This window comes from Leifsonia sp. KNZ13-11D (assembly GCF_056754895.1).
Genome location: NZ_JBPGWU010000001.1, coordinates 346,264 through 361,036 on the forward strand (window position 1 = coordinate 346,264; position 14,773 = coordinate 361,036).

A 14,773-nucleotide genomic window follows, 5' to 3' on the forward strand; every position below is an offset into this window, starting at 1 on the left:
GGGATGGCGCCGCCTCGGCTTGAGCGCGCTCATCGTGTCGGCGCCCTTGACGGTGAGCATGACCATCCTCCTGATCGTCGATGTTCGGGGTTTCATGTCCTCCGGGTGGGCGATCTGGCTGCTGATCGCTTCTCTCGTGATTCCTTACTCGATCGCTTACACGGCCGACGTGCTTCGTCGACACGAGGCTCGGGCAGGCGACGATCCTTCGGGCGATTCGTCTCCGCTCGTCATCGCCGAAGCCTCGAGGGGTGCGGAGTCGATCGCGAAGAGTTCCGCTCCGGATTCGTCGTCGCGTTCCAGGACCGTCTGGATGTGGGTCGGCGTGGCGTCCTTCACCGCCTATGCAGTGTTCCGCATCGTTTGGGCCGGGCTGAACGGTGCCGCCATCGACTGGACAGTGGCGGTCTCCGTGGTGGTCGTCGTGGGTTTGGCGACAGTCCTGCCGAGCGCAATCGGATGGCAGCGGTTCAGAAGGTCTGCAGGCAGGATCGAGGGCTCGGTCGCAGCCTGGCCGGCTCTGCGCACGGATCGATTCGCGAACGAGCTCCACCGCAGCAGGCCGGGCGCGATCATCCCGCAGGACCTCATACTCGCGGCGACCGCATCCGCGGTCACGGTGTGGACCACCGAGCGTGAACCGAAACTTCTCTTGTCTGTTCCCCGCGATGCAGCGACGACGATTCGTGCGGTCACCGTGACGGATCGCCTCGGGTCGACGGGAGTACGCATCGAGCGCCATGACGGCGGAGATCCCTCGACCTTCGACCTCGTCGTGAGACGCACCGGCGTCTTCACGTACTTTCGCGCGAGCGAAACCACGGTCGAGCGCTGCGTAGAGGACATGGCCCTCCCGAACTGAGCACTGCGAATCTTCGCGGCGCCAGAATGCGGGCGGAGTCGTCGCGACTCCGCCCGCATCCCGGTGTGACTACTTGGTGACCGTGACGGTCATCGTCTTGCTGCTGGTCGTGCCGGCCGCGTTGGTGAAGTCGACCTGGTACACGTAGGTGCCCTTGTCCTTCCCCGCCACCGCGAGGGTCGCGGTCTGCGCGTTCGGCGTCGCCGCGGTCAGGTCGCCCTGCCCGACCACCACCCCGTTCTCGTAGAACGTGTAGGAGGTGGCGTTCGTGCCCCACCACATGTTCGCCGTGACGGTGTAGGTGCCGCCGCCGCTCCAATTGTCGTTGCTCAGCACCGGGGTGCCCGGGTTCGCCTGCGTCACCGCGACCGTGGTCGAGGTGGTCGCGGTCGTCCCGTTGGCGTTGACGAGCTGGCCGGTGTAGACGTACGTGCCGTTCGTCTTGCCCTGGACCGGGATGCTGACGCTCTGCGCACCGACGCCGCCGAAGGTCAGCTGCTTGGTCGCGATCAGAGTGCCGTTCTCGTAGAGCCGGAAGATCGATCCCTCCTCGCCCCGCCACAGGTTCATGACGACGTTGTAGTCGCCGTCCTTGAGCCCGGTGTCCCATCCGTTGTCGTTCGACAGCACGGCCTGGCCCGGCTTGGTGGTCGATCCGTCCGGGACGGTGACCGGTGCGCTCCAGCCGGAGACGGCGCTCTCGCCGACCGCGTTGACCGCCGAGACGGCGAACGTCGCGGTGTCGCCCGGCCAGACTCCAGTGACGGAGGCCGATGTGGCGTCGCCGCCGACGGTCGCGACCGGGTCGGTCGTGCCCTGCCGGTAGATGCGGTAGCCGGTGATGGGGGTCCCACCGTCGTCCGCCGGCGCCGTCCAGCCGACCGTCACCGCGGACGAGGTGGCCGTTGCCGCGACACCGCTGGGGGCGGTGGGCGCGCTCACGGCGTGCAGCGTCCAGAAGTGGTCGGCGGTCGCAGCATCCGTGGCCGACGTGTTGTTCGTCGAGGAGCTGCCGGGAACGACCGTTCCGTTGCGGCCGCTGCCCGACGAGTCGACGAGCGTCGCGCCGCCGGTCTCATCGAACGCGTAGTGGACGACGTCGCCGTTGCCCGCCTGACCGGACGCCAGGGTGGCGACCTCGGCGGCACTCAGCGCCCGGCTGTAGATGTTGAAGTCGTCGACTGTCGCATTCAGGGCCGGGTCACCGCCGTACTGCGATTTGCCGATGTAGTTCTTCGTGCTCTGGCCGAACGCCGACGGGTGGATGGTCATGGCCGAGTTGGTGGCGACCACCTGACCGTTCACGTACAGCGTGCCTGTCGTTCCCGCGACCGTGACGGTCACCAGGGACCACTGGTTGAGGGGCAGGGTCTTCGTACTGCTGTTGAGGCGCTGCTCGCCCCCGGCGCCGCTCGTGGTGATGGCGTAGCGCAGTTCGGTCCCGTCGTTCAGCGTCAGGAACATGCTGGCGTTGCTGCTGGAACCGATGTCGAACACACGCTGCCACGATGCGTTGCTGGCCGGGTTCACCCAGGCGGACACGGTGTAGTCGCCGGTGAGGCCGCTGACCGATCCGGTCGGGAGGGTCGCGTAGGCCGTCGTGTTGCAGAACGACAGGGCGGAGCCGATCTTCCCCGGCTGGCGCGCACCGGTGGCCGTGCAGCCGGAGGTCGACGACCCGTCCGTCCATTCGACGACACCTGCGCCGGACGCCGTGCTCATGCCGGCGACGGCCAGGACCAGTCCGGTGCCGTAGTTCGCGAGCCGGATGTTCCCCTTCCCGTCAGGCACCGCCTGCCAGAGATGGTCGTCGGTGCCGCTGTCGCCCCAGACCACGGCGGGCGTGCCCGTCGCGCTCGTGCCGCCTTGGATCCCGAGGACGAGACCCGTCGCCGGGTTGACGATCTTGTAGAGGCCCGAGCCCGCAGCGACGAACTTCCACGTCTGGGTGCTGCTGCCGCCGGCGACCGGGGTGGCCTGGACGGCCGCGGTTCCCGCGGTCGTGCCGGACGCCTGTGTGTCGAGGGCGAGTCCGCTGTTCACGTTGGTGATCGTGTAGGTGCCCGACAGGTCCGTGGTGTCCGACGCCGGGGTGACCACGATGTGGTACCCGTAGGCCGGGTTCATCACGACGGGGACGGTGATGGAGCCGTCAGCGCCGACCGGGTAGTTGGTGCTGGAGATGGTGATCGGTCCCGCCACCGCCGTCGTACGGCCGTAGGACGGCGTGTACTCGAGCTTGACGTTGACCTGCGAGCCCAGCGAGAGCTTGTCGAGTCCGGCGACCGTGATGCCGGCCGTTCCCGAGGTCCCGCCGGTGATCACGTCCACCTCCTTCTTGTCGGAGGTGACGCTGGCTGCCGCGTCGAAGTTGGTGTTGCCCGGCGGGGTGGTGGTCACCATGTCGCCGCTCATGTCCGCGTACCACTTGTAGAGCCAGTACGCGCCGTTCGGGCTGCCGCCCTGACCGGTCAGGAGGTCGCCGAGGGCGCCGGACTGGTTCCAGAAGGCGAGCTCCGCGTCGCGGATCCCGAGACGCTCGAACTTCGAGATGTAGCCGACGAGCGAGCCGGGGATGCCCACCTCGGCGGGAGCGGCGTACTCCTCGATGTCGATCGGCCGGCGCTGGATGCCCAGCGCGTCCTCCATCGCCTGTACCTTGGCGACATCGCCGGCGATCTTCGACGAGGTCTCCAGCTCGTGCCAGGCGAGCACGTCCGGGACGGTGTTCGTCGCGACGGCGTTGTTCAGGAAGTTCTGCATGTCGCTGATGTTGTCCGACAGGCTCGGTCCCTGGATCGGCGTGGTCGCGTCCAGGCTGCGGATCAGGCGGTAGGTGTGCGTCCAGAAGTCCTCGAACGTGCCGTTGGAGGCGAGCCAGGTGTTGTCGGCCTCGTTCCAGGGGGCGTAGGCGGCGAGGTTGGTCATGCCGGACGCCTTGACCTGCTGGATCTGGTCGGTGACGACCTGATCCCAGTTGCTCCAGCTGAACTGGTACGGCCATCCCGCGTAGTAGTCGGAGAGGCGGTCGACGACCTTGGCGCCGGCGTTCGCCGCCTTCTGCCAGGTCTTGCCGATGTCGCCAGAGCCCTGCTGGTGCCCGCCGATGGGCATCATCACGAAGGTGTTCGGCTTGATCGCCTGGACCAGGCTGTCGGAGGGGGTGGTGGCGTTGGCGAGCCCGTAGAGCGAGCCGGTCGCGACGTGGCTGACCGGCCGGAACGGCTGGTCGGCGTGCACGACGATGGTGGACGCGGCCGTGGGGGCCGCCTGGGCGGGGAGCGCGGTCAGTGCGCCGCCGGTGGCGAGGATCGCCGTTCCGGCGAGACCGGCGGTGAACCGAAGCGTCCTGCTTCGCCGCCGTGAGGTGCGGAAGGATTCCGCGGCACGGTTCGGCTCTCTGCGCCGTTCCGCTGATGGGATGGACATGCGTGGTCTCCGTTTTTTCGAGGATGGGACAGGCGTCGCGTCACACGCCGGAGGCGCGGACGAGGGCTGCCGGCTTTCGTCGGGCGGACGCAGGCGGAGCGGAGTCCCTCTGTCGTCGGAGAGGTTCTTCATGGTGGGATGCTCCCTTGCATCGCGTCGGCGACTGTCGGAGTCTGCCGGGGAGTGCGAACTATCGAACCGGTTCGACACTTCGCGTTTGAAAACTAGTCCCGTCACGTGCGGTCCGTCAAGGTTTTTTCGCCGGAGGGCGATTTTCGCGGCCGCCGTACCCTGTGGAAGGCGGGTTGCGGCCCATCCGGGGCGTCGTTTCGAGCGTTCGAGCCAGCGACGTCGAACCGCTTCGATTTGCGCGCCAGCCGTAGCCGAACACCCTCCGGCGGGTCCATCATGCAGTGGTGACCAGTCGGAATGGACCGAGGGGTCGCGGGTCATGAATCCGGCGGCTCGCCGCGTGCAGCGCGTGTATCTGACGTTGATGCTCGGCAATACGCTGGCCGCGTCGTTCATCTGGGGGATCAACACGCTCTTCCTGCTCGACGCCGGTCTCTCCAACTTCGAGGCGTTCGCCGCGAACGCATTCTTCACCGCCGGCATGGTGATCTTCGAGATCCCGACGGGCGTCGTCGCCGACACGGTCGGACGGAAGGCGTCGTACCTGCTGGGCACGATCACGCTGTCGGTGACGACCGGCCTGTACTGGATGCTGTGGCTGTGGCACGCCCCGTTCGTCTGGTGGGCGATCGTGTCGGTACTGCTCGGCCTCGGGTTCACGTTCTTCTCCGGCGCAGTCGACGCCTGGCTCGTCGACGCGCTGGCGTTCGCCAAGTACACCGGGAGTCTCGAGGCCGTGTTCGGCCGCGGCCTGGTCGTGACCGGCATCTCGATGTTCGTCGGATCGGTTCTCGGCGGGATCATCGCTCAGGCGACCAACCTCGGGGTGCCGTTCCTGCTGAGAGCCGGCGTGCTGGTCGTCATGCTGGTGTTCGCGGCCATCGTGATGAAAGACCTGGGCTTCACGCCCGACCACTCGATGCGCCCGCTCGCGGCGACCAGGAACGTGCTGAAGCAGTCGATCGATCACGGGCTGCGCAAACGGTCGGTGCGCTGGGTGATCCTGTCGGCGCCGTTCGCCTCCGGCGTCGGCATCTACGCCTTCTATGCGCTGCAGCCCTATCTGCTGGAACTCTACGGGGACAAGACCGCGTACTCGATCGCCGGGCTCGCGGCCGCCATCCTGTCGCTGGCGCAGGTCGCGGGCGGTGTGCTCGCCTCGCGCATCCGGACGCTGTTCGCGAAGCGCACGACGACCGTGATCGGGGCATCGCTGACGAGCATCGTGATACTCGTGGCGCTCGGGGTGACCAGCCTCTTCTGGCTCGCGGTCGCCCTGCTGGTGATCTGGGGTTTCGTGTTCGCGGTGGCCGGGCCGGTCCGTCAGGCCTACCTCAACGACATGATCCCCTCGAAGCAGCGCGCGACCGTGCTGTCGTTCGATTCGCTGTTCGGCAGCCTCGGCGGGGTGTTCATCCAGCCGGCGCTCGGACGCGCGGCCGACCTCTGGGGCTACGGCACGTCGCTGGTCATCGGCGGAGCGGTCGAGCTGATCGGCATCCCGTTCCTGTTCGCCAGCCGGCGCCAGAACGACCCGGCCGACACCAAGACGGTGCAGACCGACCCAGAGCCGGCCGAGCCGGGGGCTGGGGCGACCGCGGCCGACCCGGATGCGGGCGGGCCGCGACCATCGTGAGCTCCGGCCTTGTCATCCACCGCCCTGCCCGATGCTGGTGACGAGGTTGATGGACACGGCGATCACGACCGTGCCGAAGAAGTACGACAACAGGGCGTGCGCCAGGGCTTTGCGGCGGATGCCGGTCGCCGTCGGCTGGATGACGGAGGCCGAGTACGACATCCCGATGGTGAAGGCGAAGTAGGCGAAGTCGCTGTAGGTGGGCTGCGCCTCCTGTTTGAGGTCGAAGCCGCTCCGGTGGTGGTCGATGAAGTACATGCGCGCATACTTCAGGGCGTAGACGGTGTTGACCAGCGCCCAGGCCACGATCGTGCCGACGCAGCCGAGGATGACCAGTGCGACCGAGACGGCGTCTCCGCCGCGGTCCCTCGATTGCACGACGGCCAGGATGACGGCCGCGACGCTGGCGATGCAGGCTGTGACGATCGCGTCGTCGGTCAGCTGCGAGACGGATTCCTCGCGGGCGACGCGCTCCGTGCCTTCCGCATCCTGCGGCCAGCAGATCAGCCACACCCACACGAGCGCCGTGATCCCGGCGATGCACCACCCCACCAGCGGGCCGAGGGGCGGTGTGAGCAGCACGGCCGCGAGGACGCCGGCCACCCCGCCCGCCGCGACGCAGATGAGCGCGCGGCGGGCGGAGAGCACCCGGCCGGTCGTCGACGTGCGACGGCTGCTGGGTCGAGTGGCCATGTCAGGCGGTCGCGGGGGTCTTCGCGAACTCCTGCATGATGCGCTCGGTGAACGCCGGGATGTCATCGGGCGAGCGGCTCGTGGTGACGTTGCCGTCCGTGACGACCTGCTCGTCGACGACCTCGGCTCCCGCGTTCCGCAGGTCGGTGCGCAGACTCGGCCAGGAGGTCAGTCTGCGGCCGCGCACCCGGTCGGCCTCGATCAGGCTCCACGGGCCGTGACAGATCGCGGCGACGGGTTTGCCGGAGTCGACGAAGGCCCGCACGAAGTCGACCGCGCCGCTGTCCATCCTCAGCTTGTCCGGGTTGACGGTCCCGCCGGGGAGCAGGAGCGCGTCGAACTCGTCCGGGCCGGCGCTGTGCACGTCCCCATCCACCTGGAACGTCCCCGCGTCCTCCAGGTCGTGGTCGCGTGCCGCGATCTCTCCCGTCGTGAGCGACAGGAGGGTCGTGACGGCTCCGGCCTGGTCGAGGGCCTGCCGGGGCTTCTCGAGTTCGACGCGCTCGACACCGTCCGCCGCCAGGATCGCGACCCGGCGGCCGTTCAGTTCGCCTGCCATCGTCCTCACCCCGCCAGCGCGCCCGCGGGGTGCAGGACGACCTTGGTCCAGCCGTCGTCGCGGTTGTCGAAGTGCTCGTAGGCGTCAGGCGCCTCGTCGAGGGACAGCTCGTGGCTGACGATCCATGACGGGGTCGCCTTGCCCGCGGCGATGAGGTCGCGCAGGCGGCGGTTGTACTTCTTCACCGGGGCCTGCCCGCTGCCCATCTTCTGACCGCGGAACCAGAACTCGCCGAAGTCGAACGCGACCTCGCCCTGCTTGGCGAGCTCGTCGGACGCGCCCGGGTCCTGCGGGATGTAGACACCGACCACCCCGATGTCGCCCGTGAAGCGCACCGACTGGACCAGCCGGTTCAGGGTGATGTTCGGGTGTTCGTGGCCCTCCACGTCGTGCGCCTGGTAGCCGACGCACTCGCATCCGTTGTCCGCGCCCAGCCCCATCGTCATCTCATTGACGGCCTCGACCGGGTCCACTGTGGAGTCGTCGATCGCGATGGCTCCGATCTCCTCGGCCTTCCTCAGGCGATCGGGGTGACGGTCGACGACCATGACCTTGCTCGCCCCCTTGAGAATGGCGGAGTAGGCGGCCATGCATCCCACCGGGCCGGCGCCGTAGATGACCGTCTGGTCGCCGGGCTTGACGTTCGCCATCTCGGTCGCGTGGTAGCCGGTCGGGAAGATGTCGGCCAGCATCACATAGTCGGTCTGCTTCTCCTCGGCGTCCTCGCCCAGCCGCAGACAGTTGAAGTCCGCCCACGGCACCCGGAGGAGCTCCGCCTGGCCCCCGGGCCACGGGCCCATGTCGGCGAAGCCGTAGGCGGCGCCGGCCCACTCGCTCTTGGGCTGCGCCGTCAGACAGTAATTCGTGAGCCCGCGCTCGCAGTTCTTACAGTGCCCGCAGGCGACGTTGAAGGGCAGGACGACGTAGTCGCCCACCTTCACTTTGTCGACGCCGTCGCCGACTTCGAGGACCACGCCCATGTTCTCGTGGCCGAACCAACGTCCGGTCTCGAAGTCGGTCCTCCCCTCGTACATGTGCAGGTCGGACCCGCAGATGTTCGTCGTGGTGATCTGGACCAGTGCATCCGTCGGCCGCTCGATGCGAGCATCCGGGACGTCGTTGACACTGACCGATCGCGCACCCTCGTACACGACTGCTTTCATGATCTCGTCTTCCATGGATGATGATGTTCCCCGTACTGCAGGACGCCGGCGGGCACGGCTCGATGGCGAGCGGGGCAGGCTGCCCGGAATCATCAGAGGCTGCTCAGGCCGTCGTGGTCGCCGGCGTCGGGCTCGGGTCTCCCCGATCGCTCTGCACAGCGGGACTCATCCCGTTTCCCCCCGCACACGCGAGTGCTTCAACAGAGGGGGATGTTCCCCCCGGGTCGCCGTCGATGCAAGGGGTCTGCGGTCCGGAATTCCCAAAAACCCGGATGCGCGATGATCCGTCCGAACGTTCTCAGCCGTCGCCACGCACGTACGAGGAGATCCCCGGCCCGGCGTGGAGGACGCCGTTCACGAACGCCTCGATCGCGAACTCGCTCGCGCCCCCGAGGTCGACGCGCGCGCTTCGAGGTGCGCTGAGGCGTCGTGCGCTAGGACCGCAGCGTCTTCGACGGGTGCTCGCCGAAGGCGCTGCGGTACGCCGCCGCGAATCGGCCGAGGTGGGTGAAGCCCCACCGGGTGGCGGCTGCGGTCACGCTGTCGGTCCCCGGCTCGGCGCGGGCGAGCTCCTGCCTGACGTGCTCCAGGCGCACCTTCCGGAGGTAGGCCATGGGCGTGGTGTCCAGCGATCGCCGGAAGCCCTGCTGCAGACTGCGCGCACTCACCGAGACCTCCGCCGCGAGCTCGACGACCGTCCAGGGGTGCGCAGGGTCGGCGCGGAGGAGCTCCACAGCGCGTGAGACGGGCCGCGCCCCCGGGTCGGGCGCCGGAGCGCGGAGCGCGGCCGAGTGGTTGTGCGGCTGCGCGAACAGCAGCGATTGGATGAGCGCCTGCTCCAGCCGCAGCCGGGCCAGCGGGTGCGCGAGCGGGCCGTCCTCCATTCTGGAGGCGCCGTCGATCGTCAGGAGGGCCTGCAGCATCATGCGGCCTCCCGGCCCCGTCACGTCGAGTTCCCGCGTGTACTCGAGGGGGCGGACCGACTCCCGGCCGAGGAGACGTTCGAGCTCCAGTTGCAGTTCGTCGCGGGGGATCATGACGGACAGCTGGGAGAACCACGCGCTGCAGTCGAGCCGCACGGGCTTGCCGGGCGTGAAGACCCCGGCCGTCTGCGGCGTGGCGTGGATCTCGGGTCCGACCCCGGCTCTCATCACCGCCCTGCCGTTGATCGGGATGTCGAGATGGTAGTTCTCGGCTTCGGCCGTCTCGATGCAGATCTCCTCGCGGAACTGCATGAAGCCGCAGGTGACCCGGCCGACATCGAGCGCGTTGAGCGTCATCGCGAGACGACTCGACGGCCGTGCCGACGGGAAGTCCACAGGCAGGAAGACCTCGGAGAGCGCCTGTCGAGCCTCCTCGACGCTGCCACCGGCCGCCACGCGGTGCGCCGCGAACAGCTCGCCGGGATCCGGAATCATGCCGCGATTGTAAGCACGTCCCGCGGAGCGTTCAGTCCCGCCCGAGGATGGGTTGTTCGGGAAGTGGACACCCGCGTTCGCCGGACGGATAGCCCGGCTTCCGGGGCCGACCTACCGTTGAGGCACGGGCGACGTGTCCGACCCATCGGCACGGTGGCCCTCCCCTTCGGGTGGGGAGGGTCACCGTGCCGGCCCGTCCTTTCCGCCCGCCCGAAGCCGTTGGACCACGATGATCGAGCCGAATCAGGTGACGCGCCCGCGCTGGTGCCCGCGGTGCCTCAGCCGCATGCGGGTGAGCCGCAACCCGTACTACGGGGTCGGTCTCGCCGTCCACCAGCACCTGTCCAGTTGCCCACGATGCGGATTCGTCGAATTCCTGCCCGGGACCCCGCGCCAGGCGGAGGCGCCGGCCGTCCCGGCGGCCCCTGCTCCGACGTCGTTCCGGCACCGGGTGCGTGCCCTCGCAGCGTGGCTGTTCGCCGCAGCCAGATAGCGGCCGAGGCGAGAACGTGGTGCCGAGACCCAGATGAGGGACCGACGATTCTCCGGCCGCGACGCGTGGCTGGCGGCGGTGGAGACAGCACTCGCGCGCCCCGCGTCCTGCCCGATCCTGGCGACGACCGGGCTCGACCTCGACACCGTTCGAGCCGTCGCACTCGCTGAAGCGTCCCAGGCGTCGGCCCGCGGGACGTCGTGCCTGACCGCCGAACAGCTCGCCGAGGCAACGGGGCTGCCCCGCACGTCGATCCTCCGCGCGCGGCTCGCGCTGGTCGAGCTCGGGCTGGAGGATGTCGTGCCGCTGCCGGGTGCGGCCGGCACGATCCAGCGCGAACTGCACAACCACTGATCGAGTTGTGAGTGCGCTCACTCATGACAATATGAGGCCAAATTCCCGCAACCACAGCGTTCAAACTTTCGTTTGACAGCGTCTGATAGTGCGCTAACATGGCCACACGAACCCAAACAACGAAGGAGTTGGACGTGACTGAGCCGTACACAGTCGTAGCGCTGTCGCCGCTGCAGATCCCCATCGTCGAGCCGGAGGACGCGCTGAAGAACACCAAGCGCATCATCCAGTTCATGAAGACGGCGGTCGGCGTGGCAGCGACCGAGGGCTACCCGGTCAAGCTGGTGGTCATCCCCGAGATGGCGATCCAGGGGATGCACATGGCCTTCCACGCCGGTGACCGCGAGTGGGAGAAGAAGTTCGCCCGCACCATCCCCGGGCCCGAGACCGACGAGCTCGCCAAGGCGGCGCGAGAGCTCGACACCTACATCGCCGGCGAGCTGTACCTGGTGGCCGACGACGACTTCCCGGACCGCTACTTCAACTGCGCGTTCATGATCGACCCGCAGGGCGAGGTCATCTACCGCCGCGCCAAGGCCACCTCGGACGGCTTCGAAGGCGGCACCCTCGGCACCACCAACCCGCACGACCTGTGGGACGAGTGGATCGTCAAGAAGGGCAACGGCAACGTGATGGACGCGATCTATCCCGTGGCCAAGACCCCGGACATCGGCAACATCGGCTACGTCATCTGCCACGAGGGTGCCTACCCCGAGATCGCGCGCGGCCTCGCCATGAACGGCGCCGAGATCATCATCCGCGCCACGCTCATCGAGCCGCAGACCTCGCAGGGCATGTGGGAGGTGCAGAACAAGGCGCACGCGCTCTTCAACAACGCGATCGTGGTCGCACCGAACCTCGGCCCCGAGCTCGGCCCGGACGGCGTCATCAACGATCTCTTCGGCGGCCGCTCGATGATCGTCAACCAGCGCGGCAAGATCATCACCGAGACGCCGGGTGTGACGGCGGGCGACACGTTCGTCAGCACGACGATCGACATCGACGCCCTGCGTCGCGACCGTCAGGCGAACGGCGTCTTCAACGGCTTCAAGGATCTCCGCACCGAGCAGTACGCGGCCATCTACGAGAAGCCGATCTACCCGAAGAACCAGTATCTGGACGCCCCTCCCGGGGAGGACTGGCTCGCCCGCGAGCGCGCCACCCGTGCCCGCAACATCAAGCTGCTCGAGGAGCGAGGGGTCTTCACCCCGCTCGACTGAGCACCCGGCGGCGGCGTCCCGCGGACATCCTGTCCTCCCCATCGGGGCGCCGCCGCCACCACCCCCTGAAGCTGTACCCGCACCGATCACCTCACAAGGAAGTGGAAACATGATCAGCACCCGTACCCGATCCATGCTCAAGATCGCGGGCATCGCCGCGGTCACCGCCGTCCTGCTCACAGGATGCGCCCGCGGCGGAACCGACGGCGCCGCCGCCTCCGACGCGGACAAGAAGACGGGCAAGGGCCTCGTCATCGGCTGGAGCCAGCGCGGCATCAGCGGAAGCGACTGGTGGAAGACCCTCGTCGAGGGCGGCCAGGCCGAGGCGAAGAAGCTCGGCGCCACGATCCAGCTCCTCGACGCGAACGGCGACACGGTGCGCCAGAACGCCGACGTGCAGACCCTCATCACGAAGAACGTCGACGTCGTGATCATGAATCCCAACGACCCCATCGGTGTGGGGGCCTCGGTCGCCGCGCTCCAGAACGCGAACGTGCCACTCGTCACCGTCAACTCCAACCTCGACCCTTCGCTGGTCAAGGACATGTACTGCTACGTCGCGGAGGACCAGGGTTACACCGGCTCCCTCGCCGGCGAGGTCGCCGCGAAGAAGGCGCTCGCGAAGTTCGGTGAGACCGGAGAGATCAAGGTCGTCGGCATCGGCGGCTTCCCCGGCGACGTCCTCAGCGACCTGCGCTTCAACGGGTTCATGAAGGGCTACGAGAGCGTGATGAAGGACCACCCCGGCATCACGACCAAGAAGCTCGAGACGAAGTACGGCGAGTGGAAGCCCGACAAGGCGCTCGCGCCGATCCGCGACGTCGCGACCGCCAACCCGGACCTGAAGATCGTCTACAGCATGAGCGACGTGATGGAGGGCGGCATCGAGCAGGGCCTCCAGCAGGCGGGCATCTGGGGTGACGGCGTCATCGTCGCCGGTTACGACGGCGGGATGAACGTCGTCAAGGAGATGGTCGACAACCCGACCGGTCCGCTCCAGGCGACCGCATCCAACCAGCCGTGGGACCAGGGCGTGGCCGCGGTGAAGATGGCCGTCGCCGCCTACAACAACGACAAGAAGGCGTGCCCGAAGAAGGAGGTCTTCATCAAGACCACCGTCGTCACGCCGGAGAACGCGAAGCAGTACTACAAGCCCGCCGACACCTACGTGCGGGCGAACGACTAGGCGCTCAGGCGCCGCCAGGAGTCGCTGCGCCCGGTGTCATCGGTCCGGGCGCAGCGACCGGCTCCACCACACACACGTCACGAGGAAGTGCAGAGGAAACATGGACGAGCTTCAGCTCGAGGGCATCACCAAGGGCTACCTGGGTGTCCAGGCGCTCAAGGGGGTCAGCTTCTCGGTCAAGCGGGGGAGCATCCACGCTCTCGCCGGTCAGAACGGCGCCGGCAAGTCGACGCTCGTCAAGATCCTCTCCGGCGCCGAGATCCCGGATGGCGGGACGATCCGGCTGGGCGGTGAAGTGATGCGCTTCAAGGAGCCGACGGATGCGCAAGCCGCCGGCATCCACACCATCTACCAGGAGCTGAGCCTGGTGCCGTCGCTGTCCGTGGCCGAGAACATCTTCCTCGGCACGCTGCCGACGAAGGGCGCTGTCGTCGACTGGAATGCGATGCAGACCCAGGCGCGGGAGGCCCTGGCGCGTGTCGGCTTCGACCTCGACGTGCGACAGCCGGTCTCGAGCTTCTCCGTGGCCGAGCAGCAGGCGGTCGAGCTGGCGAAGGCGCTCCACAAGGATGCGCGGGTGCTGCTGCTGGACGAGCCCACCTCCACGCTCCCCCTGCCCGATGTCGAGCGGCTCTTCACCGTGCTGCGCCGGCTCGCCGCCGAGGGCGTCACGCTCCTCTACATCTCCCACCGCATGGACGAGCTCTACAGCCTCTGCGACGCTGTCACCGTCCTGCGCGACGGCGTCACCGCCGCCAACCTCCGTACGGCCGAGACGAAGCCGGCCGACGTCGTCACGGCGATGGTCGGCAAGAGCCTCGAAGGATCCATCGCGGATGCGGCCCTGCGCGGCGAGCGCAGCCCCCGGCTCGGAGCGGGCAGGACGGAGAACATCCTCCTCTCGGCTCGCGGCCTCGGCGAGGACGACCGCGTCGCCGACATCGACTTCGATCTGTACCAGGGCGAGGTGCTCGGCATCGCCGGGCTCATCGGCTCCGGCCAGTCGGAGCTCGCCAGCCTGCTCGCCGGCGCCCGCCGGAAGACCGATGGCCGGCTGCTCATGGACGACAAGCCGGTCGACTTCGCCTCGCCGCGCGACGCCATCCGCCGGGGCATCGGACTCCTCCCTCAGGACCGGAAGGCGCAGGGCTTCATCCCGGAGATGGGCGTCGCGGGCAACATCACCCTCGCGAGCATGCCGATGTTCAGCCGGCTCTCCGTCATCGACGGGAAGCGTGAGAAGCGAGCGGCCCAGGACATGGTGACGCGACTCGGGATGAAGGTCTCCAGCGTCAACCAGCCGATGAAGACCCTCAGCGGCGGAACGCAGCAGAAGGGCATCCTCGCCCGCTGGCTGGTGCGCTCCTCGCGGCTCCTCATCTGCGACGAGCCGACGCGCGGCGTCGACGTCGGAGCCAAGGAGGACATGTACGAGCTGATCCGCGACTTCGCCCGGTCGGGCGGGACCGTGGTCATCGCGAGCTCCGAGATCTCCGAGGCGATGATGTGCGACCGCGTCCTGGTGATGGCTCGCGGCCGCGTGGTCGCCGAGTTCGATCACGACGAGATCGACCCTCAGGGGCAGCGCATCCTCCAGCTCCTTGGCTGAGCCGATCGCCCCCGAACAC

General features: G+C 68.2%; 11 protein-coding genes. 6 read left to right on the forward strand and 5 right to left on the reverse strand.

Features of this window, described 5'->3' with window-relative positions:
* The first annotated feature begins 58 nt into the window (after positions 1 to 58).
* Positions 59 to 862, forward strand: a complete 804-nt coding sequence (locus ACR9Y5_RS01765; RefSeq protein WP_481296337.1) for a hypothetical protein — start codon at positions 59 to 61, stop codon at positions 860 to 862.
* 69 nt (positions 863 to 931) lie between these two features.
* Here the strand turns inward: ACR9Y5_RS01765 and ACR9Y5_RS01770 are convergent, their stop codons facing one another.
* Complete coding sequence (locus ACR9Y5_RS01770) at positions 932 to 4,291, reverse strand: LamG-like jellyroll fold domain-containing protein (protein WP_481296338.1); 3,360 nt, start codon at positions 4,289 to 4,291, stop codon at positions 932 to 934.
* Between the two features lie 451 nt (positions 4,292 to 4,742).
* On the opposite strand from ACR9Y5_RS01770, the gene ACR9Y5_RS01775 reads away from it, so the two are divergent.
* Positions 4,743 to 6,059, forward strand: coding sequence for an MFS transporter (locus ACR9Y5_RS01775; RefSeq protein WP_481296339.1), 1,317 nt, complete (start codon positions 4,743 to 4,745; stop codon positions 6,057 to 6,059).
* Positions 6,060 to 6,071: 12 nt separating this feature from the next.
* On the opposite strand, the gene ACR9Y5_RS01780 is transcribed toward ACR9Y5_RS01775, so the two are convergent.
* The 4 genes from ACR9Y5_RS01780 to ACR9Y5_RS01795 form a co-directional block, all read right to left on the reverse strand.
* A complete protein-coding gene (locus ACR9Y5_RS01780; protein ID WP_481296340.1) occupies positions 6,072 to 6,752 on the reverse strand; it encodes a DUF1345 domain-containing protein in 681 nt (226 codons plus the stop codon).
* Between the two features lies 1 nt (position 6,753).
* On the reverse strand, positions 6,754 to 7,311 hold the full coding sequence (locus tag ACR9Y5_RS01785) for a type 1 glutamine amidotransferase domain-containing protein (protein ID WP_481296341.1): 558 nt from the start codon (positions 7,309 to 7,311) through the stop codon (positions 6,754 to 6,756).
* Between the two features lie 5 nt (positions 7,312 to 7,316).
* A complete protein-coding gene (locus tag ACR9Y5_RS01790) occupies positions 7,317 to 8,474 on the reverse strand; it encodes a glutathione-independent formaldehyde dehydrogenase (protein WP_481296342.1) in 1,158 nt (385 codons plus the stop codon).
* Between the two features lie 434 nt (positions 8,475 to 8,908).
* Entirely contained in the window at positions 8,909 to 9,892 is a 984-nt protein-coding gene (locus ACR9Y5_RS01795; protein ID WP_481296343.1) for an AraC family transcriptional regulator, read from the reverse strand.
* 526 nt (positions 9,893 to 10,418) lie between these two features.
* Between ACR9Y5_RS01795 and ACR9Y5_RS01800 the strand changes: the two genes are divergently transcribed.
* The 4 genes from ACR9Y5_RS01800 to ACR9Y5_RS01815 all read left to right on the forward strand — a co-directional run bounded on the left by ACR9Y5_RS01800 (position 10,419) and on the right by ACR9Y5_RS01815 (position 14,754).
* Positions 10,419 to 10,739 carry a hypothetical protein gene (locus ACR9Y5_RS01800; RefSeq protein ID WP_481296344.1) on the forward strand — a complete coding sequence of 107 codons (321 nt, stop codon included), beginning with the start codon at positions 10,419 to 10,421 and terminating at the stop codon, positions 10,737 to 10,739.
* Between the two features lie 134 nt (positions 10,740 to 10,873).
* Complete coding sequence (locus ACR9Y5_RS01805) at positions 10,874 to 11,959, forward strand: nitrilase-related carbon-nitrogen hydrolase (RefSeq protein ID WP_481296345.1); 1,086 nt, start codon at positions 10,874 to 10,876, stop codon at positions 11,957 to 11,959.
* Positions 11,960 to 12,068: 109 nt separating this feature from the next.
* Positions 12,069 to 13,145, forward strand: a complete 1,077-nt coding sequence (locus tag ACR9Y5_RS01810) for a sugar ABC transporter substrate-binding protein (RefSeq protein WP_481296346.1) — start codon at positions 12,069 to 12,071, stop codon at positions 13,143 to 13,145.
* A 100-nt stretch (positions 13,146 to 13,245) separates the two neighbouring features.
* Positions 13,246 to 14,754, forward strand: coding sequence for a sugar ABC transporter ATP-binding protein (locus tag ACR9Y5_RS01815; protein ID WP_481296347.1), 1,509 nt, complete (start codon positions 13,246 to 13,248; stop codon positions 14,752 to 14,754).
* The last annotated feature ends 19 nt before the right edge of the window (positions 14,755 to 14,773 follow it).